Source organism: Corynebacterium kefirresidentii, assembly GCF_016599755.1.
Taxonomy (GTDB): Bacteria; Actinomycetota; Actinomycetes; order Mycobacteriales; family Mycobacteriaceae; genus Corynebacterium; species Corynebacterium kefirresidentii.
The window spans coordinates 1,882,839-1,908,978 of record NZ_CP067012.1; the positions used below are offsets into that span (position 1 = coordinate 1,882,839).

Here is a 26,140-nt window from a genome sequence, read left to right on the forward strand (position 1 = left end):
TTAAGGGTCAAAATGTGTGTCTGGCTCGGCGTGTCGCGGGGGTTAGATTTGGCCTTTTTGAATGCCGATTGAGTGGGTGTAGTCGGTGTCGATAGCGTTGTCGTAGAGGGCTGGGCGTCCTGTTTCGTGGTCGGCTTGGTTCTCGGTTTGGGTCAGGGTGGATACTTTGGCGAGTTGGCCCTGGCCCCAGTCGGACTGCCTGGCGATTCGTACTGGATCGTCAGGCAGTTCCGTTTTTAAGTAGAGCCACCAATCCAGCATGCGGCGTTGTCGTTCGCCTGATCTGCCGCGGTGGGTTCTGGCGAGCAGTTTGAGCTGGGCGTTGATGCCGCCTTCTAAGCTGTTGGTGGTGGATTTGATCCGCTCGGGCGCAAGGACTCCTGCTGGCGGGTTGAGGTAGACAAACAGCATCTCGGACCGCCAAAGATGGTTGAGGCTGTTGTAGGCCTTGCGCACGTTGTGGTGGGTCCACACGCGGGTCCATGCACCTGTTTTGGGGTCTTTGATCATGGTTTTCTCGTTCATCCATTCCCGGTAGATCGTTGAAAACTCGTGCAGTTGCACACCCCACGCGGCGGCTTCATCCAGTGTGGTGATCCGGGTCAGTTTCAGCGCAAGTCGGTAGATGGTGCGCCCGGCATCGGTGCGTGGGTTGGTGGTGGTGTAGCGGCGGACCACGCGTTGGGCGTGGACGAGGCAGCGTTGAATTTTCGTAGTCGGCCAGCACTTTTTGATTGCGCTGTATGCGCCTTGGCCGCCGTCGATGACGGCGATGAGTGGGGCTTCGATGCGTTCAAGCAGCAGTTGGTAGTCGCGGGTGGTTTCGTGTTTGCACCAGTGCCAGGCGATCACGTGGTCGATGGTCGCCGCGACGATCAGGCAGCCACCGGCGGTGTAGGTGCCATCGAGAAATACCTGGTCGTAGATCCGCTTGTGGTGGCCGGCGGTGGGGTCAGGCACATCAACGAGCCAGCACCACTTGAAGCGCCGCTTCATGGTGGCGCGGCTAACACCGTTTCGTTTGGCTAGGTCGTCGAGTGATATTGCGGTGGTGCAATGCTCGATGAACTGGGTGAACACTGCCGCGTTGGTGATGTCGTTTCGACGTTTGACGCTGGAGGCGCCGCATTGTTTGCAGCGCCATCTGGTGGTGCCTTTGCTGGTGGTGCCGTTGCGTTTCATTTCACCGCCGCAGTGGCAGCGTGGTTGGTTCTTCGACATTGCGACACCACACCACGCCGCGCATAGCACATCACGGCTGCCACACCGAGGATTTCCCGTCGGGGGCTAGATATATGCTTCCGGAGCATATACTTTCCGGAAACCTACAGGTCAATCCGTGAAAATCCGCGATTCCGGACACACTTTTTGACCCTTAACCCACAAATGGCAAGCCCCGTCGAGACAAGCGCTCCACCACCGGACCTAGACACAAATTGCGCCGCACAGGCAAGTCCAGCGCTCAGCCTTGTCGCAGGTAAATACACATTTTCCGCTAATCACTGGGTTTGAACGCAACACGCCATTTCCAGAGCGGCATACCCACCCCCAAAGTCTACCCCCAGTCCCTAAACCAACACTTCACACACGCCACTCTAGTCACATTCGTAACACGCGCAACAAGCTGGCATGTTCGAATAATTTCGAATTTTTTCCGCCGCTACCAGCGTTTTTTAAGATTGCGCGGGCCGTTCAGGCGGGCTAACTTTTAACTCGTTGCCACGAGCGATTTCGAACGCAAGCATTTCAGCTTTCGGCGTGTCGCGGTTGGCAGTTGCAAGACGCCGCCCTCACTAGGGCGCAAGCGTCCCGAGACCATGCAAGCCATGAAAAGGACTTAAGATATGAAGCGCATGAACCGCGCACGCAAGAACGTGGCGCTGAGCATCGTTACGCTCGGTACCGTACTTGCTACCGGCACCACCGCTTTTGCTGCAGAGCCAGTGGCTAGCGTGGACGTATCGGACGGCTCTTCCGAGCCCACCGCTACGAACGTAGATGACGCCGGTGTGGTCGACGCCCTCGTGGGCTTGGCCACCACTACCGTAGGCGTTCTCAACGGCGAGGCTACCCCGCAGGTAGATGGAAACGAATCCGGCGGAGTAAATATCGTCTTGGATCCGGGTTCTGTACCGGGATTGAAAGAAGCATTCGCTCCCCAGGGAAATCACTCTGGACTCACCACGAAGCGCGGCAAGGACTCCGCGGGCAATACAGTGGTCTTTCCTACCTCCGGCACCCTTACCTCCGGCTTCGGCCAGCGCTGGGGCACCATGCACAACGGCATCGACGTAGCAAACTCCGTGGGCACCCCGATTGTGGCGGTCATGGACGGCACCGTCATCAACTCCGGGCCAGCACAGGGCTTTGGCAACTGGATCCGCATCCAGCACGATGACGGCACCATCTCCGTCTACGGCCACATGTCGGCAGACCAGCTCAAGGTAAATGTGGGCGACCACGTGACCGCGGGTCAAGAGATCGCCGGCATTGGCAACGAGGGCCACTCCACGGGCCCGCACCTCCACTTTGAGATTCACCCAGGTGGTGGAGCACCCGTTGACCCAGTCTCCTGGTTCAACGAGCGCGGCATTTCGGTCTAGAGCTTTTCCATCGGCACTCCGCCGATGAGCATCAGCCGGACCTTACCGGAAGAACCAAAGTCCACGGTGACCGTGGCACGCTTACCGGAGCCCGACGTCTCAATAACGGTACCGAGCCCGTACTTAGCGTGATTGACACGGTCACCCACGGCCAGGTTGAAGTTATTGTTCTTAGGCATTGAGGTTGCCGCCGGCTTGCTAGTGCGTTGCGATGGGGAAGACGCAGCGCACTGGCCACCGCGGGCCCCACCTCTGCCCCACCCAGACCAGTCGCGGCCGTAGGAACGACCATATTGGTAATCGTCCTCACCCCACGCACCGGTTAGGGAACTATCGGAGTCTTCGCGCTGCCAGTTGATGAGGTCTGCAGGGACCTCGCCGAGGAAGCGGCTGGCAGGATTAGTCACCGGGTTGCCCCAAGCCGAGCGCAAGATGGCACGGGTGAGATACAACTGTTCACGGGCACGAGTAATGCCCACATAGGCTAAGCGGCGCTCCTCGCTCAACTCCTTCGGGTCACCGAGAGAGCGCATATGCGGGAATTGGCCATCCTCCCAGCCGGTCAAAAAGACCACGGGGAACTCGAGGCCCTTTGCGGTGTGCAGAGTCATCATGGTGACCACGCCAGTCTCCGAGTCAGGAATCTGATCAGCATCAGCCACCAGCGACACCTTTTCCAAGAAGGCCTGCAGCGAGCCCGGCGCGGCCTCACCCTCCTCCACTAACTCGGAAGGATCCACTGCATCTGCACCCGAAGCAGCCAGCTGGTTCGCGGCCTCTGAGGTAAATTCGCGTGCCACCGATACCAACTCATTCAAGTTATCGAGGCGCGCGCCATCTTGCGGATCGTTCGAGTTTTCCAATTCCGCCTTGTATCCCGTGGCATCCAAAATGGCGGTGAGCAGCTCACCCAAATCCGGCTGGCCAGTAACCTCATCGCGCATGGAAGGGATCTGATTGCGGATGCCCTCCATCATCTCGTTGAATTTGGTGACCGCGTTAATGGCCCGGGTGGCTAGGCCAGGCACTTCGCCACGAGGGACATCGGCAAGCGCCTTGCCAAAGCTAATGCCGTGGTTTTCTGCATGGAGGGCAATGTGCCCTTGTGCTTTATCCCCAATGGCGCGCTTGGGCACATTGATAATGCGGCGCAGGCTCACCGTATCGTCCGGGTTATCCAGGATGCGCAGGTAGGCCACCATATCGCGGATTTCACGCCGCTCATAAAAGCGCGTTCCACCGACCACCTTGTAGGGAATTCCGGAGCGGATGAAGATATCTTCCAGCGCACGGGAGGCATTATTGGTGCGGTACATGACCGCGATATCGGAATAGCTGCGCCCCTTATCCGCCAAGGAATCAATCTCGGAGGCGATGAACCGCGCCTCATCGTGCTCGTTATCGGCAACGTAGCCCACGATCTGCTCGCCTTCACCGTGGGCCGTCCACAGGTTCTTCTCGCGTCGGTTCTCATTTTTAGCAATAACGGCGTTGGCCGCATTGAGAATGGTCTGGGTAGAGCGATAATTCTGCTCCAACAGGATGGTATGTGCTTGCGGGTAGTCGCGCTCGAATTCCTGGATATTGCGGATGGTCGCACCACGGAAGGCATAAATGGACTGGTCGGAGTCGCCCACCACGCACAGCTCGGGCGCGTCAGGGCCGAGCTCTCCCCTGCCCACGAGCGCAGCAACCAGCGCATACTGGGCGTGGTTGGTGTCCTGGTACTCGTCAATAAGCACGTGCTTAAAGCGCCGCCGATAAAATTCCACCACCTGCTGGTGCTGGGTGAAGATCCGCACCACCTCACCGATGAGATCATCAAAGTCCACGGCATTGGCCGCGCGCAAGCGGCGCTGGTATTCGGCATAGACCTGGGCCACGGTGGTCTCAAACGGGTTTTTGGTCTGCTGCGCCTTTTCCAGTGCGGATTCGGGGCCGATGAGCTCATTTTTGTGATTAGAAATCTGATTAGCCAGCACGCGCGGGGTGTACTTCTTCAGATCCAGCTGCATATCTTTAGCAATCATGGACAATAGCCGGCGGGCATCATCGCCATCATAAATGGTGAAATTGGTATTAAGCCCCGGCACGAGCTGCGCATTTTGACGCAGGATGCGCACGCAGATGGAGTGGAAGGTAGATACCCACATGCGCTCGGCCACAGGGCCAACTAGCCCGCCCACGCGCTCCTTCATTTCCGCGGCGGCCTTATTAGTAAAGGTAATGGCGAGGATCTCCCACGGATTTACCCCGCGATGGCGCATGAGATAAGCAATACGCCGGGTAAGCACGGCGGTCTTACCGGAACCAGCGCCGGCGACAATGAGCAGCGGGCTGCCCGAGTGGGTAACGGCCTCTAGCTGCTGTGGGTTGAGGCCCTCGGTCAAGGCATCGGGGGATTCGGATTGCGGGCTCGCTGCGCGCGGTGCGCCGAAGCCGCCAAAGGGGCTTGGTGTGGGTGCGCCGCCGGTAGACGGGGAAGGACTAAAAGGAGAGTTTTCGTTCATAGTGCCTTCCAACCTACTAGCCCCACCGGACACGCCCCGTATCCGCCGTGCGAGCTGCTATTTCCTTTTGCGTGGGCGGGTGGCACAATATGGTCTTATGACCGCAGAAGATAACAAGGACATCGTCGATAACGGCCTGGACATCCGCACGCCTTCGGGCACGGATGATCCCCTATCTGATGCGGAGATCCAGCAGTATCGCGAAGAAATCAACCGCATGGACCGCATCATCCTGGATGCTGCCAAGCGCCGCACGGAAGTCTCTCAGGCTATTGGCCGCACCCGCATGAGCTCCGGCGGCACCCGCCTCGTCCACACGCGCGAGATCGCAATTTTGAATCAGTTCCGCGATGAACTCGGCGAAGAAGGCCCCACCATCGCCTCTGCGCTGCTGCGCATGGGCCGCGGCCGGTTGGGCTAGCCGAATAATTACTGGCCAGCCGATACTATGCAGTATCCTGGCTAAGCATGAATGCAGTTCTCATCGCCGTCATAGTCATGCTCGTGCTCGCCCTTTTGCGCGTGCATGTGGTGGTGGCTCTCTTCTTGGGTGCCATCGTCGGCGGGCTCATGTCCGGCATGGGACTCGATGCCACCATGGTTGCCTTCCAAGATGGCTTGGGCGGCGGCGCCAAGATTGCGCTGAGCTATGCCCTCTTGGGCGCTTTTGCGATGGGCGTGGCCTCGGCCGGGCTGCCCCAGGTCCTGGCTAATTTCCTCATCCGCAAGCTCGGCGGCAGCGGCGAAGCAAATCCCAAGGCGGCCCTGGCCACTAAATGGATGCTCATCCTCGGGCTCATTGCCATGTCCGTGATGAGCCAAAACCTCATCCCGGTTCACATTGCTTTCATTCCACTAATCGTTCCCCCGCTGCTTAAGGTGATGAATAAGCTGCGCTTAGACCGCCGGCTCATTACCACCTGCCTGACCTTTGGCCTTATTACCACCTACATGTTCATCCCGGTGGGCTTTGGCTCCATCTACTTAAACGACATCCTGTTATTTAATATCCAGCAGGCGGGGTTGGATACCTCGGATATAAATATCATGCAGGTTATGGGTGTTCCGGCGCTCGGCATGCTCGCAGGCCTGCTCATCGCTATTTTCTTTAGCTACCGCAAGCCGCGTGATTATAAGGACCTCCCCATCACCGCTGAGGAGCACCAAGAGACCCCTTCTACCTATAAGATCTGGGTCTCCGTCGTGGCCATCATTGCCACCTTTGCGGTGCAGATTATCATGCAGGCGCTCGACTTCGAATCCGATGGCCTCATGGTCGGCGCACTGACCGGCCTGGGTATTTTGCTGCTGACCGGCGCGGTGGATTGGAAGCATGCCGATGACGTTTTCACCAATGGCATGAAGATGATGGCGCTCATCGGCTTCATCATGATCACCGCCCAGGGCTTTGCCTCGGTCATGACGGCCACCAACGAGGTCGGCCCACTGGTGGATGCCACCGCTAACCTCTTTGGCACCAATAAGGTCCTTTCCGCCGGTGCCATGCTGGTGGTGGGCTTGGTAGTCACCATGGGCATCGGCTCGTCTTTTTCCACCTTGCCCATCATTTCCGTTATCTACGTGCCGCTGTGCATGTCGCTAGGCTTTAGCCCCGCGGCCACCGTTGCGCTCATTGGCACTGCAGGCGCGCTTGGCGACGCCGGCTCTCCCGCCTCCGATTCCACCCTCGGCCCCACTGCCGGCTTGGGTGCGGATGGCCAGCACGACCACATCCGCGACTCGGTCATTCCCACCTTTATCCACTTCAATATTCCGCTGCTCATCGCCGGTTGGGCAGGCGCACTCATCCTCTAGAAGGGCCCGACGCGGTTGCCCTTTCTGGACTACGGTGGGAGAGGTAAATGTTGCCAATGCGCTAGTTGCCAGAAAGGCCAACCATCATGGATATCACCGCATCTGCCCAGTGGAGCGATCTCGCGAAGGCATATGAGACCAAAAAGGATCTCAACCTCCGCGAGCTTTTTGCCGCCGATGCAGACCGCGCCCGCAACTTCACTTTCGACGCCGCCGGTTTGCACGTTGATCTGTCGAAGAACCTGATCGACGGGGACGTCGTCAAGCAGCTGGTGGAAGTAGCCAAGGCTGCCGATCTAGAGTCCCGCCGCGATGCCATGTTCGCCGGCGAGCACATCAATAACACCGAGGATCGCGCAGTGCTGCATACCGCGCTGCGCGTCCCGGTCGAAGATGACTTGACTGTTGACGGCCAGGACGTTGCCGCCGATGTCCACGAGGTCTTAGGCCGCATGCGTGACTTCGCCACCGCGCTGCGCTCCGGCTCCTGGCTGGGACACACCGGCCACACCATCAAAAAGGTAGTCAATATCGGCATCGGCGGCTCCGACCTTGGTCCGGCCATGGCAGCTAAGGCATTGCGCTCCTACGAGGTCGCTGGCATCTCCGCAGAGTTCGTTTCCAACATCGACCCCGCCGATATGGCCGCCACCCTCGATGGCCTGGATGCCGAATCCACCCTATTTATCATCGCCTCCAAGACCTTCACCACCCAAGAGACGCTGACCAACGCACACGCCGCGCGCCGCTGGCTCATCGAGCAATTCGATGGCGATGAATCCGCCGTGGCCAAGCACTTTGTCGCCGTATCTACCAATGCGGAAAAGGTAGCCGAATTCGGCATCGATACCGAGAATATGTTCCCGTTTTGGAATTGGGTTGGCGGCCGCTACTCCGTGGATTGTGCCATCGGCCTGTCTCTTATGTGCACCATTGGACCGATGGACTTCATGCGCTTCCTCGAAGGCTTCCACGCCATGGACGAGCACTTCCGCACCGCCCCGCTGGAAGAAAACGTCCCCGCACTCATGGGCCTCCTTGGTGTCTGGTACACCAACTTCTTCGGCGCCCAGACTCACGCCGTTCTGCCCTATTCGCAGGACCTCGGCCGCTTCCCGGCCTACCTGCAACAGCTGACCATGGAATCCAACGGTAAGTCCGTGCGTCGCGACGGCACCGCGGTCACCGTCCCGTCCACCGGCGAAATCTACTGGGGCGAGCCAGGCACCAACGGCCAGCACGCTTTCTTCCAGCTCATGCACCAAGGCACCCGCCTCATCCCGGCGGACTTTATTGGGTTTGCCCGCCCGAAGCAGGACTTCCCCACCGCCGATGGCTCCGGCTCCATGCATGATCTGCTCATGGGCAATTTCTTTGCCCAGACCAAGGTCCTGGCCTTTGGCAAGACCGCAGAAGAAATCGCCGCCGAAGGCGTTGACGCAGACGTCGTGCCGCACAAGGTCATGCCAGGCAACCGCCCGACCACCACCATCCTGGCCGAGGAACTCACCCCGCAGACCCTCGGCGCGCTCATCGCGCTCTACGAGCACATCGTGTTCACCCAGGGCGTTATCTGGGATATCAACTCCTTCGACCAGTGGGGCGTAGAGCTGGGCAAGCAGCAGGCCAATAACCTGGCACCGGCAGTCTCCGGCAAGGAAGAAGCCGCATCCGGCGACCAATCCACCGACGAGCTCATCGGTTGGTATCGCTCCAACCGCTAACGCCCACTTTGAGCCGCCTTATCCCCTCCCACCCACTCGGCGGAACGGATAACGCGGCTGCTTTATGGCCTCGCTCGCCCCACGGAGATGTAAAACAAGCACGTTCTGCCCTAAATCAGCGCGAAATTGGGCAGAACGTGCTTGTTTTGTCAGCGGAATGCGGTTTAGAGCTTGACCATCGGCTCCCAGCCGAAGGGAATGTCCTCCGAGTTCACAATTCGGCGGCCAAATGGGAAGCAGGTCACCGGGATCATCTTCAGGTTGGCCAGCGCGGCCGGAATGCCCACGATGGTCACTACCTGCGCCGCTGCGGTAGTGACGTGGCCAATGGCCAGCCACAGGCCGGCGACTACGAACCACACGACATTGGAGAAGGTGGACATGGAGCCGCTGCCCTTCACCGGCTGCACCACCGAGCGGCCAAATGGCCACAGGGCGAAGTTAGCCATGCGGAACGACGCCACGCCCGCGGGGATGGTGACGATGAAGATGCAGGCAATGATGCCAAAGAGGAAATAGGCAAGGGCTAGGAGGAACCCGCCGGTGATAAACCAAACGATGTTAAGAAAGGTACGCATGTCCCCCACACTAGCGCGGGAGTCTTAGTGCGCGGGGTGAAGTGGCTGACAATGTGGGCACCACCAGATGATGCGCTCGAGTTCGCCTTCATCGCCGCCGGCATCCACACCGCCGAGTGCGCCCTTGGTAATGAAGGTGCCGCAGCGGCGGCAGCGCTTGCGATTGCGCCCGAAGACATAGGTGGTCTCCCCGGCGCGGCGCACGCCGGTGGTCACGCGCACCGGGGAGGTGCGGTTGGCCCACATGATGCGCCGAGAGATGTCGAGGATGCGGGCGGTATCCACCTCGGATACTGGTGTGGCCGGGTGCACCCCTGCTAGGAAACAGGCCTCGGCGCGGTATTCATTGCCGATGCCAGCGACGACCTTTTGGTCGAGCAGCGCCGCGCCAATGGCGCGTTGGGGACGGTTATTGAGCCGCCGCAGGGCTTCTTCGCGGTCCCAGTCGGGGTCGAGAATATCCGGTCCGAGGTGGGCGATGCGTTGGTGGTATTGGTCGGCGGGATAGATATCCACGAAGCCTAGCTGGTGACCAACGACCTCAATATCGCGCGGGGCGTTGGCTAGCTGCAGGACGATGCGCGCGGTATGTCCGGGCTTGCGCCAGCGATCGCCTGCGTAGTGGATGGCCCAGGTACCTTCCATCTTGAGGTGGGTGTGCACGATGGTCTGGTCGAATTGCATGAACAGGTGCTTGCCGTAGGGCCAGACGCGCTCGCACACCATGCCGTCTAGGTGCGCGGTGGCGTAGCGCGGCACGCGTACGGAACAGCCGGTGACCTCGCGGCCGGCCATGAACTGCAGGCGGTTGGATAGCTGCAGGACGGAATCGCCTTCGGGCATAACACCTCCAGTGGATCTTTAGCGACGGTACCCGCCGCGCGGGCGGAAGCCACCATTATTGCGCGGAGCGGGTGGTGGGTCATCAAAACTGAGTTCTTCGATGGCCTCGCTCGCGCGGCGTCCTGCACGTGGGGTGCGCGGGGCGGCGGCGCGGGCAGAGATGCGCACGCCCTTAGGCGTTATGCCGGCGCCGGCGTCGCGCAGGTGGGCCGCCGCATCGGTTTTATGAATGGGGCTGCCATTGCACTTTTCGATAACCAACGGGGACAGCACTCCCCTTGCAACCATATCCGTGAGCGCGCCTACCAGGCGGGGATATACCTCCGCCGGGTCGATGCCTCCCGGCAGCGATTCCAGGAAGGTGGTGAGGGTTTTCCCGCCGCGGGTGAGGTGGGCGATGGGTAGGCCGTCGATAAGCACTACCAGCGCGCCGGCCGCACGGGTAGGCCCGCCGGTGGCTTTGCCGTCGGCATCGTCGCGCTGCGGCCACGGCAGGGCCGCACCGTAGGGATTGGCCGGGTCGCAGGCGGCGAGGACAAAGGTTTCGGGCTCGGTGGTTCCAGACGGCCAGCCGGTAACATCCGGGGAATCGGCCAGGCCGCGCAGGCGGTCGATGATGGCGGGGGTAGAAAATTGGGCGGCGCCCAGCCCATCGATGACATAGCCGCGCATGGCCTTGCCGGATTCTTCGAAGCCGGAGAGCACCTTATAGGCCAGCGCAAAGCCACCGAGCACGTCTTCGGCCACGACGGAGCCGCGGGTGAGCACGCCGTAGCGGTCGAGCCAAGCCTCGCCGTGTGCCACAGACCGCGAGGTGGCATCGGTAGCGGCAGACACAGCCAGCGACCATCGGCCCATGACATCGGGCGGGGTCTGCGCGGCCGCAGCATTGTGTGCTTGGGCAAAAGAGGTGCGCCCCATGCGCAGGCGAGAGCGGGTGGGCCGCCGCTTTGAGCGATGCGCGGTGCGGCCTGAGCGCGAACCGCCGGAAGACAACCGGGTACGCAACGGCGCGAAGGAATCGGGGCTTACCAAGCCCATCTCCACCAAACCCCAGAGGGCCTCACGGGTTTCCTCGGTAGTGCCGGGGACCTCGGCGGCGATATCGGCAAAGAGGAAGCCGCCGCCGCGGCCCAAGACATCAAGGATGGCGCGCTGCAGCATGCTCACGCCCTCGCCATCGGTTTCCGGGGCTAGCTGGGCCGCGTAGTCAGAAGGCAGCAGCATGATCCAGGGGTCTGCCGCACCGGCCTTGCCGGCGCCGAGGATGAGCACCTCGCCATTGGAAGTGAGCTCATCGAGCATGGTGGGCGAATAATCTCCCACCCGCGCGGGCAGGATGAGCGATTCCCACGCGGAGGCCGGCAGGCGCACCCCGGCTAGCTGCTCGATGACGGAAAAGACGCCATCGGCCCCGCGCAGGGCCGGGCGCTTTCCGGCCGGTGCGATGCTATGCCACTCCGGCAAAAAGCGGGCAAAAGTGGCACCTGATACCGGCTCGGTAGCAGCACGCGCGGCGGCGAGCGAACGCGAGCGGATGGTCTTGAGCACCGCTGCGGCGCAGTATTCCTGCTCGTCGACGCCCTGGCGGTAGCGGCCTTCTACTACCCCATCAAGCGCGCCGAGGACGGTATGCGCGGCAGAGACGGAAATGCCGAAGGCCGCGGTGAGATCGCGCAACACGAAGGGCCCACGGGTGCGCGCCCAGCGCGAGACCAGCTGCGGCAAGGCATCAGAAATGGTTGCCACTTGGGCGGGGATGCCGGGAGGAATGGGGATACCGAGGGCGTCGCGAAGCAGGGGTGCATCTTGGGCCTGAGCCAGGTGCTCGCGACCGCCAATCCGCACCTGCATTATCCGTGTGCCCAGCTGGTCCAGGGCGGAAAGCGGCACGTCGGTGTGCTCGCCCAGCTCGTCTATGGGAATCGGCCCGAGCACGCGCAGCAGGTCCGCTACCTCCTCGGTGGTGCGGGCCCGGCGCGAGGGATCGGTGCGTTGGAGCTGGGCGTGGACCTCGGAGATAATCTCTGGATCGAGCAACTCGCGCAGCTCCACCGTGCCGAGCAATTTGGCTAAAAGCGCCGGGTCGAGGGCTAGGGCGGCCGCGCGCTTTTCTGCCAACGGGGAATCTCCCTCGTACATAAACGCGCCGGTGTAGTTAAACAGCAGCGAAGAGGCAAAAGGCGAGGGCTGTTCGGTGGTGACCTCCGCAATGCGAATGCGGCGGTGGCCTAACTCTCGCATGACCTCCGTAAGCGCGGGAACATCGTAGACGTCCTGCACGCACTCGCGCACCGTCTCCAAGATGATGGGAAAGGACGGATACTTACGGGCAACGTCCAAAAGCTGCTCGGCGCGCTGGCGTTGCTGCCACAACGGCGCGCGCTTGCCGGGATTGCGCCGAGGCAAGAGCAGCGCGCGGGCCGCACACTCGCGGAAGCGGGAGGCAAAGAGCGCGGAGTTGCCCACTTGCTCGGCCACGATATCGGCGATCTCATCGGCATCGAAGGCGAAGATGGCCCCATCGGGCTCGGATTCTGCTTCCGGCAGGCGCAGCACGATGCCATCATCACCGGCCACGGCCTGCGGATCCATGCCGGTGCGCTCGCCTACCCGGACGCCTACCGCTAGCGCCCATGCGGAGTTGACCGGCCGGCCAAACGGGGTATGCAGCACCACGCGCCAATCGCCCAACTCATCGCGGAAGCGCTCGAGCACCAAAGTCTTTTCATCCGGGATGACACCAGTGGCCTCGTTCTGCTCTTGCAGGTAGGCCACGATATTGGAGCGCGCATTGTCGTCGGCATCCGCAATGATATCTGGCGAGGAAAAGACCTCGCGGCGATACTCACCTAGCGCCTTACCTAACTCATAGGGTCGGCCCGCGCCATCACCATTCCAAAACGGCAGGCGCCCGGTATGCCCCGGCGCGGGCGTGACCAATACCTGGTCGCGCGTGATGTCTTCGATGCGCCAACTGGTAGCGCCCAAGGTAAATACATCACCTACCCGGGACTCATAAACCATCTCCTCGTCCAGCTCGCCTACTCGGCGCGGAGCGCCACCGGAGCCCTCGCCCGAGCCTGTATAGAGGAATACTCCAAACATGCCCCTATCCGGAATCGTGCCGCCGCTGGTCACGGCCACCCGCTGGGCGCCAGGCCGCGCGGTCATCACTCCCGTCACTCGGTCATAGACCACGCGGGGTTTAAGTTCCGCAAAGTCCGTGGACGGATACACACCGCTTACCAGGTCCAGTACGGAGTCATAGACCTCCCGCGCCAGATCGCGGTAGGGCCAAGCGCGGCGGACCATCTCGTACCACTCATCGGCATCGAGCCCGTCCTCGCCGGCCGCAGCCACGGCCGCCACCGTCTGCTGTGCTAGCACATCCAACGGGTTGCGCGGGGTATGCATTTCCTCAATGAGCCCGGCGCGCATCCGCGATACCGTGAGCGTGGACTGCACCAGATCCGCGCGGTGCTTGGGATAGAAGGACCCGTGCGAGACCGCGCCCACAAAGTGCCCGGCGCGGCCCACGCGCTGCAAGCCGGAGGCCACGGAAGGCGGCGATTCCACCTGCACGACTAGCTCCACTGCACCCATATCGATGCCCAGTTCCAACGAGCTCGTGGCCACCACGGCCTTGAGCGTGCCTTCTTTCAGCATGGTTTCAGTCATCGCGCGCTCATCCTTAGACACCGAGCCGTGGTGGGCGCGGGCGATAACCGCCGGGGCCTTGCCGGCGACGTCGACCTGCTTCATCAGCTGGGCTGGGTCCCGGCGGGTTTCGGGCGACAGCGAATCCGGATCATGCTCTTGCGCATAGAGCTCATTGAGCCGGCTGGTCAGCCGCTCGGCCGTGCGCCGAGAGTTGACAAATACCAGTGTGGAGCGATGCGCCATGATTTCCGCATAGAGGTCATCTTCAATAAACGGCCAGATGGACTTGGCCGTGGGCAGCGCGGACTCATCCACGGAAGGAGAGCTGATGCCAATCGCATCATCCACCGTCATCTCCCCGATGGTGGAGCCTTGCTCCGGTGTGGGCAAATCGGACATATCCTCTACCGGCACATGCACGTCCAGCTGCCACTTCTTCTCCGCGGCCGGCGCGACAATTTCTACTGGGCGGTTGCCGCCTAAGAAATTCGATACCGCAGACAGCGGACGCACGGTGGCGGAAAGTCCAATGCGCTGGAAGTCCCCTGCCACCTGCTGTAGGCGCTCCAAGGTCAGCGCCAGGTGCACGCCGCGCTTGGTGCCAGCCAGGGCATGAATCTCATCGATAATGACGGTATCCACCGTCTTTAAAATCCCCGCTGCCTTAGAGGTAAGCATCAAATAGGCTGACTCCGGGGTGGTAATCAAGATATCCGGCGGCTTGCGCACCTGCCGCGCACGCTCCGCGGAGGGCGTATCGCCCGAGCGCACGCCCACCGAAATATCCGGGACATCCAGGCCTAGGTTCTCCGCGGTGCGCGCGATACCTGTCAGCGGGGCGCGCAGGTTATTTTCCACGTCCACACCCAGCGCCTTAAGCGGGGAAATATACAGCACCTTCACTCCAGCGGCGGATCCCGATGCACCAGAGCCCACCGGCAGCGCCAGCTGGCCTTCGCGCTCAACCAAATTATTCAGCGCCCACAAGAACGCAGCGAGCGTCTTACCGGAACCGGTAGGGGCCACTACAAGGGCGTGCTCACCGCGGGAAATCTTCTCCCAGGCCTGCGCCTGCACGGCGGTGGGGGCGGCAAATACATCCCGAAACCACTGCGCTACTTGGGGCCGGAAGCGGTCGAGGATGTTTTCTGGCATGCCCACACTCTAGTCCGCGTTGTAATGTGGGCACCATGACCGTCGAGATTTCTGATTCCCGCCTGACCAATTCCCTCGCCCAGGGCTGCGGTGAGATCCTTAAAGGCGTGCGCAACGGGGGCCTGCTACGGGGCCTTTCGCTTGGCGACGCCGGCGATGAAGCCGCCCAAGAATGGATCGCCCGCGTGCTTGAACAGCACCGCCCCCAGGACGGCATGCTCTCTGAGGAAGCCTCCGATGACCTCACTCGCCTCAAGAAGGACCGCGTGTGGATCGTGGATCCGCTCGACGGCACTAAGGAATTTGCCACCGGCCGCCAAGACTGGGCCGTGCACATCGCCCTGGTAGAAAATGGTATTCCTATCCACGCGGCGGTGGGCCTGCCGGATCTCGGCGTTACCTTCAAGTCCTCGGACGTTCGGGCGGTCACCGGCCCGCTATCTAAGAAGTTCGTCGTCTCCCGCAATCGCCCGCCCAAGGTAGCCGGCTACATTGCCGAGAAAATGGGCTATGAAATCGTGGGCGTCGGCTCCGCGGGTGCCAAGGCCATGCACGTGCTGCTCGGCGATTATGACGGTTATATCCACGCCGGTGGCCAGTACGAGTGGGATCAGGCCGCCCCGGTGGGCGTCGCACAAGCTTCCGGTCTGCACTGCTGCCGCCTCGACGGCTCCGAAATCCGGTTCAATAATGAGGACACCTTCATCCCGGATATCCTCATCTGCCGCCCCGAGCTCAAGGATGAAATCCTGGAGCACGCCCAGGCCTTTGCCGAGGAGCACGGCGGATTCTAAACTAGTGCGCATGATTGAGACCCCGTATGAGGATCTGCTGAAGAAGGTCCTAGAGACCGGCACGCCCAAAGGCGACCGCACCGGCACCGGCACGCGCTCCATCTTTGGCGCGCAGCTGCGTTATAACCTGGCCGAGTCTTTCCCGCTGCTGACCACCAAGAAGGTCTATTTCCACGCGGTATTGGGCGAGCTTTTGTGGTTCCTCAAAGGCGAATCCAATATCAAGTTCCTGCAGGACAATAAGGTCCGCATCTGGAATGAGTGGGCGGATGACAATGGCGAGCTAGGGCCGGTCTACGGCGTGCAGTGGCGCTCCTGGCCTACCCCGGATGGCGAGCACATTGATCAAATCCAGCAGGCGCTCGATACCCTCAAGGACAATCCGGACTCGCGCCGCAACTTGGTCTCTGCATGGAACGTCGCGGAGCTGGACAAGATGGCGCTGATGCCCTGCCACTTGCTCTTCCAGCTCTACGTGGCCGATGGCACCTTATCCATGCAGGTCTACCAGCGCTCGGCCGATATGTTCTTAGGTGTTCCGTTCAATATCGCTTCCTATGCGGCGCTGACCCACATGTTTGCCCAGCAGGCCGGGCTCAAGGTGGGCGAGCTTATCTGGACCGGCGGCGATTGCCATATCTATAACGACCACGTAGAGCAGGTCAAAGAGCAGCTCTCCCGCGAGCCACGCCCGTACCCGCAGCTCAACCTGCACAAGGCGAAAGACATGTTCTCCTATGACTTCGCCGACTTTGAGATTGAAGGCTACGACCCCCACCCCACCATCAAGGCGCAGGTGTCCGTCTAATGTTGGGCGCAATCTGGGCACAGTCCTTGGACGGAATTATTGGCGATGGCGAGCAAATGCCCTGGCACGTGCCGGAAGACCTCAAGCACTTTAAAGACGTAACCATGGGTGCGCCGGTCATCATGGGCCGGAAGACCTGGGAGTCGCTCAATCCTAAATTCCGCCCCCTTCCTGGCCGGGAGAATTACGTGCTCTCCTCCCGCACGCCCGGCCAGTGGTCCGCCGGCGCCCAGGTCATCACCGCTATGCCCCCGCTTTCCGACGCCTGGGTCATCGGCGGCGGCCAAATCTACACCGCCACCCTGGATCAGGTTGACCGCATTGAGGTCACCCTCATGGGCGTCAATATCGGGGATGCTTATGGCGATAGGTCCATCTACGCCCCCGAAATCCCCGAGGAATTCGGCCTCGCCCACAGCACCGACTGGCTCACCTCCGACAACGGTCACCTAGAGCTTCCGGACCAAGAGGCCAGCGATCTCCCCATCAAATACCGCTTTTTAACCTACGACCGAAAGGATGCAGCCTAATGTCTGTTACTACCCCAGAAACCAACTCCGACGTCACCATCTTCTACGCCGATTGGTGCCCATTCTGCGCCAAGCTGATTAAAAACCTGGACCGCACCGAAACCCCATACGAGCTTGTCGACGTCGAGGCCGATAACACCGAGGACATCAACGCTTGGATTGAATCCGTCAACGACGGCAACCGCATTATCCCTACCGTCCTCTACTCCGACGGTACCCACGAGACCAACCCACCAGCTTCCTCCGTGCGCAATAAGCAGAAGGAATTGGCCGAGAGCTAATCCAAGCCCCAGCCATTTCGGGGCGCCCCTGCCCCACTGCTATGATTAGCCAAGTTGCACTAGCAACTCCCAGCCCCAGTAGCTCAGGGGATAGAGCACGGCTCTCCTAAAGCCGGTGTCGGTGGTTCGAATCCACTCTGGGGCACAATGTGAAGTCTCGAGACATCGTTCCGATCGGCGTCTCGAGACTTTTCCGATTATTCAATACTCCGATCTAGCTGCCCCAAGCATATAAGGCGCTCACGTAGACTAAGCCTATGCACTTACTCCTCGCCTCATACCTACACCCAGAAATCAGCAAATACATTTCGGGTCGAGTGCTGTACATCGATGATGCTGCCGCGGGAATGAGCCAAGCCCCGTTCGCCCAAACAGAGTTGACAACCATTCGCAATGCGGCAGAGGAACTAATCCCCTTAACCGTGGCGCAGGCGCAACCGAGCGACATACGCAATGAAATCAACTTAGCCGACTGTATCTATGTTGCGAGCGGCGAGGCATTCCGTCTCCTTGATGCGCTGAGACTCACTGGTACCGACCACCTGCTAGTTGAAGCGGTCCAGAACGGCACGCTTTACGCTGGAAGTTCTGCCGGCGCAATGGTTGCAGGACCTTCAATCGAACCGGCATCAATCATGGACGATCCGCGGACGGCACCGCAGCTCACCGACCGCACAGGACTAAATCTCACTCCGTATGTCATTATTCCCCACGCCCAAGGAACGACTGGTCCTTATTCTATAAACGTCATCAGTGAAACTGTTGCGCAGTACGGACAAGATTGGAATCTCCTACTGCTGAGGGATGGGCAAGCCCTCTTAGTTGAAGGCAGAAAAACTTTGCTCATCTAATCCGCCCAGGAAAACAACAGACTTACACTAACTTTCTGGCAATAAATCAGTTCGATTGCTCCATGGAACTGCTTTCGTTCGCGGCACGGCGAACCCGCATCGCACTAACAAAGCCCAGCGCCAGGAATGCCGTTGCAGCAAGAAGGGAGTAGCGGGCGGCGCCGGTCATGCCGTAGCTAAGCGCCTGCACCACAACGCTGGTCTGCTCGCTAAAGGGACTATGCCCGCCTTGAACGCGCAGTTCTGCAATAGCGGAACCAGCTGATTGGCGCGTTGCTTCTGCTATGCCAGCGGCACCCGGCCCCATGATGCCGGCCGCCTCCAGCGTCTTGGGCAGCGTTAGCCCAAGTGCCATGGAAAATACCGACCCAGAAACCGCAGTGCCCAGCGCGGAACCGACTTGGCGGACCGTACTCTGGGTAGCCGAAGCCTGACCGAAACTATTCACCGGAATCTCGCTGAGCAGCGTACCCATCAACTACACAGGCACAAAGCCCAAGCCGTAGAGCGTCAATGGCAAGTCAATGATCCAACCGCAGCCACGCCAGAAATGAACGTTTGCGACCCCAGCTATCGGTAATCTTTCCTGAGGCCTACAACAGCGCTGCAGGCAGGACGATAAACGAACTCCTGCCCCATCGCGCCTTAGCTAAATCCAGTCTCGCCGTGGAGACACTGCGCCTATTTAGTAACCATCTCGCTCATCATTAGTCACCTGCTACGGGTTGGGCCTAAGCCTCTTGAGCCTCGCTGATGGCATTGCCTAGTGCCGCAATGAATGCAATCAGGCCAATCGTAATGAGGATATGACCAAGACCAGCGATCCCAGAGATCATTGCAGTGGACTCCTCCCCCATTACGGTCAGGCATCCGTGCCAGATCATGACGCCGACGGTGACGACCACGCCGACGTTATACAGCCAAAAGAACGCATTGAACTGACCACGACTGCGTGACAGACCAAAGACCTTCTCCAATACCAAGAAGATAAGGCTCATCGTGAAACCGAGCGCCAGCAAGTGAGTATGCGCCACGCTCAACTGAGTGAACTCACCCTCGGGGAAATCATTGGCACGCGTGAATTCGCGGTAGAAGACCCCGGCTCCCAATCCCAAGACAAGGTAGAAAATGGATGCCCAATACAAAGCTTTCATGGTCATTCTCCTTCCCAACCGCTGCCACGGCCGGATTAGCGACGAATCAAATACTCCAAGGACTCATCTTTCTACATCTGTTCCGGCTTTGAATCGCAGGGCTGGTTGAAACTGCAATCAACCAGTTGGTTGACCACAGACGCAAATGAAAACGAAAGCATTCCCCAGTCCCTCGCCAAGCCCAGTATTAACAAATAGGCCAAATTTACCCTCGAACAGAGATCGTTTCGGGATTTTCCCGTTATAAGTTTTATCGAAACCCACCTCCACGCACCGTGCCTTTTTCAATTCCCTGCAATACATTGACGATTTCAGAATGTCTACAGACAAAACGACCCGTGGAAAAAGTTGAACGAGTTCTTTGAATCCTTAATCTTCTAGCAGAGCTTTTAAACTCCATGGCTCTCCAATCACACCTGCGGAATAGCAAACGCTTGCCCGCCTCTGATTGGAATTGCTCCATAACTGACTTGGGAGTAGCCCTCAGAGCGCACTATCCCATACCACGGTGGAAAGCTCGGCGAGAAGCATGCCGATCTAAAGGGGGCCGCCAAGCCCCACAGCATTAGCGAAGTGAGCGCGGAACGGTTGTGGTCATCAGCTCGCGCTTGGTCCACTGCTGAGATCTGGTATTCCCTGGGGGTCGTCAGTACCAACGTCGGCACTGCTAGTTGTCCTCAAAACGGCGCCGTTGGACGGTACAGCGTGGATTCCAGACGCAACCGCGTGTGCCGAAAGTGCACCAATCCATTCGCCGTGATGCTCATATTTACAGGATCAAAACGCGAAAGTAGTTTGCCACAACATCCAGGAGTCCAATTGTTTCATGCCGATTTAGAGCACTACTTAGCCATTGTTGAGCGGGTTTATGTTGCGGTGCAGCGGAGTGGAAGGCATAAACGAGAATGTTGACATCAGGAATGATCATCGAGTACCGCCCACACAGCTTCTTTGTTGCTGAGATCAACTAGAGCCGGTCCGCCGCAATCGAAGGAGGGCAGGTTAACGGGGGTGTCTTCGGTACTGATGCGGGCTTCCTTCTTGAGGGCAGCGCGGACCGCCTCTTCGACGTATGAGCTCAAAGTGACATTGTTGGCTTTGGCTTGGACCTTCGTTTCTTCAAGGAGTTTCGGCGGGAGGTTTATCGTCGTGCGCATACCTTTAGGGTAGAAAGCATCAAGTCATCATTCAAGAGGTGCAATGATGTATCTGCCTTCAGGAAGCCGTGAAAGGTTGACTGGTGTCTTAATTCAGTGCGAGCGTCAGGATCAGTACTCCGATGGAGAATGCGAGCATGCCTAAGCAGTTGATCCAGAATGCGCTACCGAGGAAGTGGGCGCGGACATGGGCTGCTGCGGCCGCGCAGAAATAGGCGATGACTCCAATCATGGCTGTGATTCCTACGCCGGGGAACCAGAGGCCGGCAATGAGTCCTACGGCGGCGAGGCACTTGATGACAATGAGCGCCCACCACCAGTCCTTGGGGAGTTTGACGCCGCTGAGGCAGGCTTCGATGAAGGGGACTGGTTTGAGGGAGAGGGCGGCGTCGCCAAGCAGAATGGCTGCTAGTAGAAGGGAGGGCCAGGCTGGGGAAGATTCTAGGATCATTGGGTTACTCCGAATGCGGTGTTGAGGCGTTCGATCGATGAGGCGGCTTGGGATGTGAGGTGCTCGGTGTCGTAGATTCCGGCGGCCCAGCCGATGAGTAAGCCGAGGTAGACGTTGTACAGCAGGTCGGCGTACTCGGCCGCATCGGCGCTGCTGAGCCTGGTGCCGAGTCGCAGGGTGATTTCATCGGTCAGGAGCGTTTTGAGTGCGGTGAGCGCTTCGCCTTGATTGCCTTGTTGGATGAGTGCTGCGCCAAAGGCGCGGGAGAGCTCTTCGTGGCCGGTAAACATCTGGAGGAAAGGTCTCAGGACATCGAGAAGGCTATCGGATTGTCCCCGGATGTCATCGTGGAGTTCTGAAATGTGTTGGCCAATGGTGCGGATGAGCAGCGTTTGTTTGTCGCCGACTCCCATGACGGTTCCCACGCTAACGCCAGCTTCGGATGCGATAGTCCGGATGCTGGTGGTGGCGTAGCCCTGAGTGAGGAAGAGTTCGTAGGCGGTGGCTAGGACCTTGCTGACGGTGCCAGCTTTGGCGGCCGAGCGCGATGAGTGAACGTGTTCAGTGAACATGTTCAAAAGGGTAGCTCTTGATGGTTTCGAGGTCAATGACGCCGAAGTGTTGACAGTTGGCGCTAGGCCAGCGTGGGGAAGACGCGGTCGCGCAGCAGGTGTGCAAGCTCGCGGTCGGGGGCTGCTGGGTTGACCCAGGCGGTGTCGCCGATTTCGGCGGCGGCATGGGGTTCGTCGGCGGTGACGGTGCGGGTGTAGGTGAAGATGGTGCCGACGACGACCTCGCCCGGTTCGTTGGCGGCGGGAGCGTCGAAGGTGCCGAGTTTGTTGAGGCTCTCGGCGTCGAGGGTGAGGCCTACTTCTTCGGCAACTTCGCGCAGGGCGGCGTCGACAAGCGCCTCGCCCGCCTCGGGCTTGCCGCCGGGCAGTTGGTACTTGGTGGAGGACTTCTTGCGCACGGTAAGCACGTGGCCTTGTGGGTTGCGGATGACGACGGCTGCTACTTCAATCATGGCTGCTGATTGTAGGCGGCCTAGAGCAGCGGCAGGAGCACGAGGGCGAGATTGAGTGCGATGACCAGCGCGGCAAGCGTCCAGCCCACGGCCATAGACCAGGGTTTCGCGGCGAACTCACCCATGACGTCCCGGGAGCCGGCATAGCGGAAAAGCGGGATGATGGCGAAGGGGATGCCCAGGGAAAGAAGTGCCTGGCTGACCACCAGTGCCATAGTGGGGTCGACCCCGCAGCCGATGATGACCAGCGCCGGGATGAGCGTGACCAGGCGGCGGACTAGTAGGGGGACCTTGATGTGAAGCAGGCCGTCCATGATTTCGGAGCCGGCGTAGGCGCCCACTGACGTCGAGGCGAGGCCGCTGGCCAGCAGGCCGATGGCGAAGAGAACGCCGGCCAGCGGGCCGAGGTGGCTGGCAATCGCCGTGTGGGCCCCGGAGATGGTCTCTGTGCCGTCCACGCCGTAGAGGGCCGAGCCCGCCAGGACCAGCAGGCCCACGTTGACGAGCCCGGCGATGGACAGCGCCACGGCGATGTCCGCGCGGGTGCCGGCCAGCACGTGGGGGATTTCCAGGTCGGGGTAGCGCTGCTTGGTCAGGGAGGAGTGTAGGTAAATGGCGTGCGGCATGACGGTGGCGCCCAACATGGAGGCGGCCAGCAGGATGCTGTCCTTGCCCTCTAGGCGGGGGATGAGGCCGCCGGCCACGTCGGCGGGGTCGGGCGGGGCGATGGCGAGGCCGGCAAGGAAGCCGATGCAGATGACCAGGAGCAGGCCGATGACAAGCCCCTCGAACCACTGGTTCTTCTTCTGGAAGATGAGGAGAATGATGGAGACCGCGCCGATGATGAGCGCGCCCGCGAACAGGGGGAGGTTGAAGAGGAGTTGCAGGGCAATGGCGCCGCCGATGACTTCGGCGAGGTCGGTGGCCGCGGCGATGAGCTCGGCCTGGGCCCACATGCCTAGGCGCGCGCGGCGGGAGAGACGCTCGCCCATGATTTCCGGCAGGGAGCGGTGGGTGACTAGGCCCAGTTTGGCGGAGTGGTACTGGATGAACATGGCCATGAGGTTGGCCACGACGAGTACCCACACCAGGAGGTAGCCGTAGTGGGAGCCGGCGCTGATGTTGGCGGCTACGTTGCCGGGGTCGACGTAAGCCACTGCAGCAACGAAGGCGGGGCCGGTGAGGCTGATTAAGGTCTTACGCATAGGCATCTCCATACCAAAAGTTCAACTACTTGAAGTCTAGTTTTCATCGCCATATGTTCAAGCCAGGGGGGCGGAATCAAGCGGTGGATGCGCCACGCTTGAATAGTTCGTTAAGTATTTCACGTGGGGTTGCGCCGCCGAGGATTTGTCGGGGTGTTTCGTTGAGCTCATTTTGCACCCACGCGACATGTTCGGGTGTGACGGTGGCAAAGTCGGTGCCCTTTTTGTAGAACCTGCGCCTGATCTCGCCGTTGGTGTTCTCGTTGGTTGGTCTCTGCCACGGTGAGTGCGGTTCACAGAAAAACACCTGGCAGCCGTCTTTAATCTGGACTTGTGCTGTGACAGCCATTTCTGCGCCTTGGTCCCATGTGATGGTCTTTAGCTGCTCGGTGTTGAGGTCTTTGACCATGTCCTGCAGGGTTGCGACCACGGTGTGTGAACTGTGCTCATCGGGAAGGTGTCCAAGCAGGGTGTAACGGCTGGTGCGCTCTACTAGGGTAATCAGCGCGCTTTTGCCACCTTTACCAATAACAAGGTCGCCCTCCCAGTGCCCGGGAATAGCCCTGTCATCAGCTTCCGGGCTGCGGTGGGTGATCTCAGCACCTTTGATCCAAGGGCGACCGGTTAACACGCCAGCGTTTCGGGCACGACGCTTGCGTGTTGAGCCGCCGCGGATAAGTACGTCTTTAGTCTTCATGACTTCTTCAAGCTCGGCTCGCAGGCTGCCTTTGCCTTGAATGTATAAGGCACTGTAGATCGCTTCGTGGGAAATACGCATGCTTTCATCATCGCTGAAAGCATGCTCAAGCCATGCACTAATGCGCCCAGGTGACCACCTGCGGGCAAGGCAATCGACTACTACACCCCGAAGCGTTGGGCTTTCATCGAGCTTGCGTAGTTTTGGCCGCACCATCCGACCAGCAGTAGAAACAGCAGCGTTGTGGGCGTTATACCGCAGCTGCTCTGTGCCGTCCTCATCGACGATCTTCCAACCATTACGGGTGATTTCACGAGCGACGACACTGTGGTGCCTATTTATTTTCTGCGCGATGGCTCGTGCCGAATCACCGACACGACATCCCGCTTCAATAGCAACACGGTCTTCAACAGTAAGCCTGCGACCACGCCCTACTAAGGCGTGTTTGTCGAATACGCCGCTAGGAAATCCATCAACGGCTTGAGTTTTCATCGGTGCTGGCATAACAGAATCTTTACCCAGCTTCTTGCCTGTATCTGGCAAAGACACCACCGCCTCATCAGGCGTTCGACGATGTCGCTGCCGGCGTAACTTCGCATACCGCTGCTTCCTTATCCACCCATACACGGTAGAAGGATGCACACCGATAGCATCAGCCACTGTCTGACAGCTCTCACCAGCAAGCACTCGCTCCACGGCCTAGGCACGTTCATCAGGTGACAAGTGGGCGCGTCTAGGCCGCACTTCGATTACACCAGCTTTCTTTAACCTGCTGTGAAGCAAGCCAGTCGATATTCCAACAGTCTGTGCTGCTTGACTGATCGACATACCTGCACGCACCAACCCAACAGCCTCACGGACAAACGGATCACGCAAACGACTCGCACGCCTGCCTGGAGGTTCGACACCTCTTACCCTCAACCAACCGTAAACCGATTCGGGGCCTACACCCACATCACGCGCGACCAGGCTAACTGCCTCGCCTGCCACCACGCGCTCAACAGCAGCATCCTTAACATCCTTCGGAGTCCAACGCGTCACAACTACCTCCCGGTCGAAGTGGCGCATTCACCCCTTGACAGCACGTTTCATTCAGTTTTGTATGAGGATTTTTAACCGCGCCGCCCTCCAAATCACCCGCTCAGGGAGTCAAAAATTAACTGCGAATTCACGTCGATCCCAAGTTTCCTTAACTTCGGAACAGTTAGATAAAGACTCCTGATCACTACTCTCTCTGGAGGAAATTCCCCAAATGAAGCCTAGGCACTCTTCTCTTACTGCTGTAGTTCTTGCTTCAACTGTACTTCTTACCTCGTGCGGTGAGCCTACATCCAAGAATGAAGATACGCAGGCAGAAAGCGGTTCAACTTCGATCACCGTCTACACCTCAGAGCCGGAAGAAAAGGCCGATGAGATCAATGCGGCCTTCAATGAAGAGTTTCCTGATATCGAGGTCAAGGTGTACCGCGCGGGCACCGGAGATTTGAACGCACGCATATCTTCAGAGAAAAAATCTGGTGACATCCAAGCGGATGTTTTCTGGGCAGCCGATGCACCTACCTTTGAAAACTATGCCGACGATGGTGACCTCATCCAGCTTGCCGATGTTGATTCCAACAACATCATCGACGAGGCCAAGGACGACGAGAATTTTTATGTCGGTACGCGCATTATCCCTACGGTAATTGCCTATAACACCGACGAACTTGCAGAAGGCGAAGCCCCGAGGTCGTGGGCAGATCTAACTGATCCGAAATATAAGGACAAACTCATCATGCCGAACCCGGCGGTCTCTGGCGCGGCGGCATTCAATGCCTCGGCGTGGAAGAACAATTCAGATCTCGGCGAAACTTGGCTCGAAGATCTCGGCCAGAACTCCCCGATGATCGCAGAGTCCAATGGTCCCACTTCCCAAGAAATCGCCTCCGGGTCACGGCCCGTAGGTGTAGTCGTCGATTATCTAGTGCGAGACCTAGCGGACAAGGGTTCCCCTGTCGCTCTTTCCTACCCTTCCGAGGGAGCACCGTATATTTCTGAACCTGCGGGTGTATTCAAAGATTCCAAAGAACAAGAAGCAGCACAAAAGTACATCAACTTCCTACTTTCGAAAAAGGCACAAAAAATCGCAGTCGAGCAGTCGTATCTTCCAGTGCGCAAGGACGTGGGAACTCCAGCAGCCACCCCAGAACTTGAAGACATTGAACTCATGGACCAAGACCTAGAGAAAATTACCAAGGATAAAAACGCCGCCGTCGAAGCTTTTCAAAAAGCAGTTTCTTCCTAGTCCCCGTCTGTTC

At 59.5% G+C, this 26,140-nt stretch carries 22 protein-coding genes, 1 tRNA gene and 1 pseudogene; 11 read left to right on the plus strand and 13 right to left on the minus strand.

Going from position 1 to position 26,140, the window contains the following annotated elements; translation table 11 throughout:
* Nucleotides 1–42: 42 nt before the first annotated feature.
* Nucleotides 43–1,221 carry an IS256-like element IS1249 family transposase gene (locus tag I6I12_RS09040; RefSeq protein WP_005323424.1) on the minus strand — a complete coding sequence of 393 codons (1,179 nt, stop codon included), beginning with the start codon at nt 1,219–1,221 and terminating at the stop codon, nt 43–45.
* A gap of 623 nt (nt 1,222–1,844) precedes the next feature.
* Here I6I12_RS09040 and I6I12_RS09045 point away from each other — a divergent pair.
* Nucleotides 1,845–2,603, plus strand: a complete 759-nt coding sequence (locus I6I12_RS09045; protein ID WP_023021986.1) for a M23 family metallopeptidase — start codon at nt 1,845–1,847, stop codon at nt 2,601–2,603.
* Here I6I12_RS09045 and pcrA read toward each other — a convergent pair.
* Complete coding sequence (pcrA, locus tag I6I12_RS09050) at nt 2,600–5,113, minus strand: DNA helicase PcrA (RefSeq protein ID WP_200287944.1); 2,514 nt, start codon at nt 5,111–5,113, stop codon at nt 2,600–2,602. The genes I6I12_RS09045 and pcrA overlap by 4 nt on opposite strands.
* A gap of 97 nt (nt 5,114–5,210) precedes the next feature.
* On the opposite strand from pcrA, the gene I6I12_RS09055 reads away from it, so the two are divergent.
* The 3 genes from I6I12_RS09055 (at nt 5,211) to pgi (ending at nt 8,652) form a co-directional block, all read left to right on the plus strand.
* Nucleotides 5,211–5,534: a chorismate mutase gene (locus tag I6I12_RS09055; protein ID WP_023021988.1), complete on the plus strand. Its 324-nt coding sequence runs from the start codon at nt 5,211–5,213 to the stop codon at nt 5,532–5,534.
* 47 nt (nt 5,535–5,581) lie between these two features.
* On the plus strand, nt 5,582–6,928 hold the full coding sequence (locus I6I12_RS09060; protein ID WP_023021989.1) for a Na+/H+ antiporter family protein: 1,347 nt from the start codon (nt 5,582–5,584) through the stop codon (nt 6,926–6,928).
* Nucleotides 6,929–7,014: 86 nt separating this feature from the next.
* Nucleotides 7,015–8,652, plus strand: coding sequence for a glucose-6-phosphate isomerase (gene pgi / locus I6I12_RS09065; protein ID WP_200287946.1), 1,638 nt, complete (start codon nt 7,015–7,017; stop codon nt 8,650–8,652).
* Nucleotides 8,653–8,816: 164 nt separating this feature from the next.
* Here pgi and I6I12_RS09070 read toward each other — a convergent pair whose 3' ends face one another.
* The 3 genes from I6I12_RS09070 to I6I12_RS09080 are packed head-to-tail and all read right to left on the minus strand — an operon-like array spanning nt 8,817 to nt 14,891.
* Nucleotides 8,817–9,230: a YccF domain-containing protein gene (locus tag I6I12_RS09070; protein ID WP_200287948.1), complete on the minus strand. Its 414-nt coding sequence runs from the start codon at nt 9,228–9,230 to the stop codon at nt 8,817–8,819.
* 24 nt (nt 9,231–9,254) lie between these two features.
* Nucleotides 9,255–10,073, minus strand: a complete 819-nt coding sequence (locus I6I12_RS09075; protein WP_200287950.1) for an Fpg/Nei family DNA glycosylase — start codon at nt 10,071–10,073, stop codon at nt 9,255–9,257.
* Between the two features lie 18 nt (nt 10,074–10,091).
* Nucleotides 10,092–14,891, minus strand: a complete 4,800-nt coding sequence (locus tag I6I12_RS09080; RefSeq protein ID WP_200287952.1) for an ATP-dependent helicase — start codon at nt 14,889–14,891, stop codon at nt 10,092–10,094.
* A 35-nt stretch (nt 14,892–14,926) separates the two neighbouring features.
* Between I6I12_RS09080 and I6I12_RS09085 the strand changes: the two genes are divergently transcribed.
* From I6I12_RS09085 to I6I12_RS09110, 6 genes are all read left to right on the plus strand, one after another.
* A complete protein-coding gene (locus I6I12_RS09085) occupies nt 14,927–15,685 on the plus strand; it encodes a 3'(2'),5'-bisphosphate nucleotidase CysQ (protein ID WP_200287954.1) in 759 nt (252 codons plus the stop codon).
* A gap of 10 nt (nt 15,686–15,695) precedes the next feature.
* Nucleotides 15,696–16,493, plus strand: a complete 798-nt coding sequence (locus I6I12_RS09090; RefSeq protein ID WP_200287956.1) for a thymidylate synthase — start codon at nt 15,696–15,698, stop codon at nt 16,491–16,493.
* Nucleotides 16,493–17,023 (plus strand): dihydrofolate reductase, encoded by a 531-nt coding sequence (locus I6I12_RS09095; protein ID WP_200287958.1) that lies wholly within the window; start codon nt 16,493–16,495, stop codon nt 17,021–17,023. Before I6I12_RS09090 ends, I6I12_RS09095 begins: the two co-directional genes overlap by 1 nt.
* On the plus strand, nt 17,023–17,304 hold the full coding sequence (locus I6I12_RS09100) for a glutaredoxin domain-containing protein (protein WP_023021997.1): 282 nt from the start codon (nt 17,023–17,025) through the stop codon (nt 17,302–17,304). The genes I6I12_RS09095 and I6I12_RS09100 overlap by 1 nt, the downstream gene beginning before the upstream one ends.
* 72 nt (nt 17,305–17,376) lie before the next feature.
* Nucleotides 17,377–17,449 (plus strand) — tRNA-Arg (locus I6I12_RS09105).
* A 112-nt stretch (nt 17,450–17,561) separates the two neighbouring features.
* On the plus strand, nt 17,562–18,155 hold the full coding sequence (locus I6I12_RS09110; RefSeq protein ID WP_023021998.1) for a Type 1 glutamine amidotransferase-like domain-containing protein: 594 nt from the start codon (nt 17,562–17,564) through the stop codon (nt 18,153–18,155).
* Between the two features lie 46 nt (nt 18,156–18,201).
* On the opposite strand, the gene I6I12_RS09115 is transcribed toward I6I12_RS09110, so the two are convergent.
* The 8 genes and pseudogenes from I6I12_RS09115 to I6I12_RS09150 all read right to left on the minus strand — a co-directional run bounded on the left by I6I12_RS09115 (nt 18,202) and on the right by I6I12_RS09150 (nt 24,442).
* Entirely contained in the window at nt 18,202–18,630 is a 429-nt protein-coding gene (locus I6I12_RS09115) for a hypothetical protein (RefSeq protein WP_023021999.1), read from the minus strand.
* Nucleotides 18,631–18,886: 256 nt separating this feature from the next.
* On the minus strand, nt 18,887–19,309 hold the full coding sequence (locus I6I12_RS09120; protein ID WP_200287959.1) for a DUF2871 domain-containing protein: 423 nt from the start codon (nt 19,307–19,309) through the stop codon (nt 18,887–18,889).
* Nucleotides 19,310–20,223: 914 nt separating this feature from the next.
* Nucleotides 20,224–20,466 carry a YlcI/YnfO family protein gene (locus I6I12_RS09125; RefSeq protein ID WP_005292604.1) on the minus strand — a complete coding sequence of 81 codons (243 nt, stop codon included), beginning with the start codon at nt 20,464–20,466 and terminating at the stop codon, nt 20,224–20,226.
* 88 nt (nt 20,467–20,554) lie between these two features.
* On the minus strand, nt 20,555–20,917 hold the full coding sequence (locus tag I6I12_RS09130; RefSeq protein ID WP_005292602.1) for a DoxX family protein: 363 nt from the start codon (nt 20,915–20,917) through the stop codon (nt 20,555–20,557).
* The gene (locus I6I12_RS09135; RefSeq protein WP_005292598.1) at nt 20,914–21,489 is read right to left on the minus strand and encodes a TetR/AcrR family transcriptional regulator; all 576 of its coding nucleotides are present in this window, start codon (nt 21,487–21,489) and stop codon (nt 20,914–20,916) included. The genes I6I12_RS09130 and I6I12_RS09135 overlap by 4 nt, the downstream gene beginning before the upstream one ends.
* Before the next feature lie 62 nt (nt 21,490–21,551).
* On the minus strand, nt 21,552–21,941 hold the full coding sequence (locus I6I12_RS09140) for an NUDIX hydrolase (RefSeq protein WP_005292595.1): 390 nt from the start codon (nt 21,939–21,941) through the stop codon (nt 21,552–21,554).
* Nucleotides 21,942–21,961: 20 nt separating this feature from the next.
* Nucleotides 21,962–23,146, minus strand: coding sequence for an Nramp family divalent metal transporter (locus I6I12_RS09145; RefSeq protein WP_011272788.1), 1,185 nt, complete (start codon nt 23,144–23,146; stop codon nt 21,962–21,964).
* Nucleotides 23,147–23,222: 76 nt separating this feature from the next.
* A pseudogene (locus tag I6I12_RS09150) lies at nt 23,223–24,442 on the minus strand (IS30-like element IS1513 family transposase).
* Nucleotides 24,443–25,095: 653 nt separating this feature from the next.
* Between I6I12_RS09150 and I6I12_RS09155 the strand changes: the two are divergent.
* Nucleotides 25,096–26,127, plus strand: a complete 1,032-nt coding sequence (locus I6I12_RS09155) for an ABC transporter substrate-binding protein (protein ID WP_200287962.1) — start codon at nt 25,096–25,098, stop codon at nt 26,125–26,127.
* Nucleotides 26,128–26,140 lie beyond the last annotated feature (13 nt).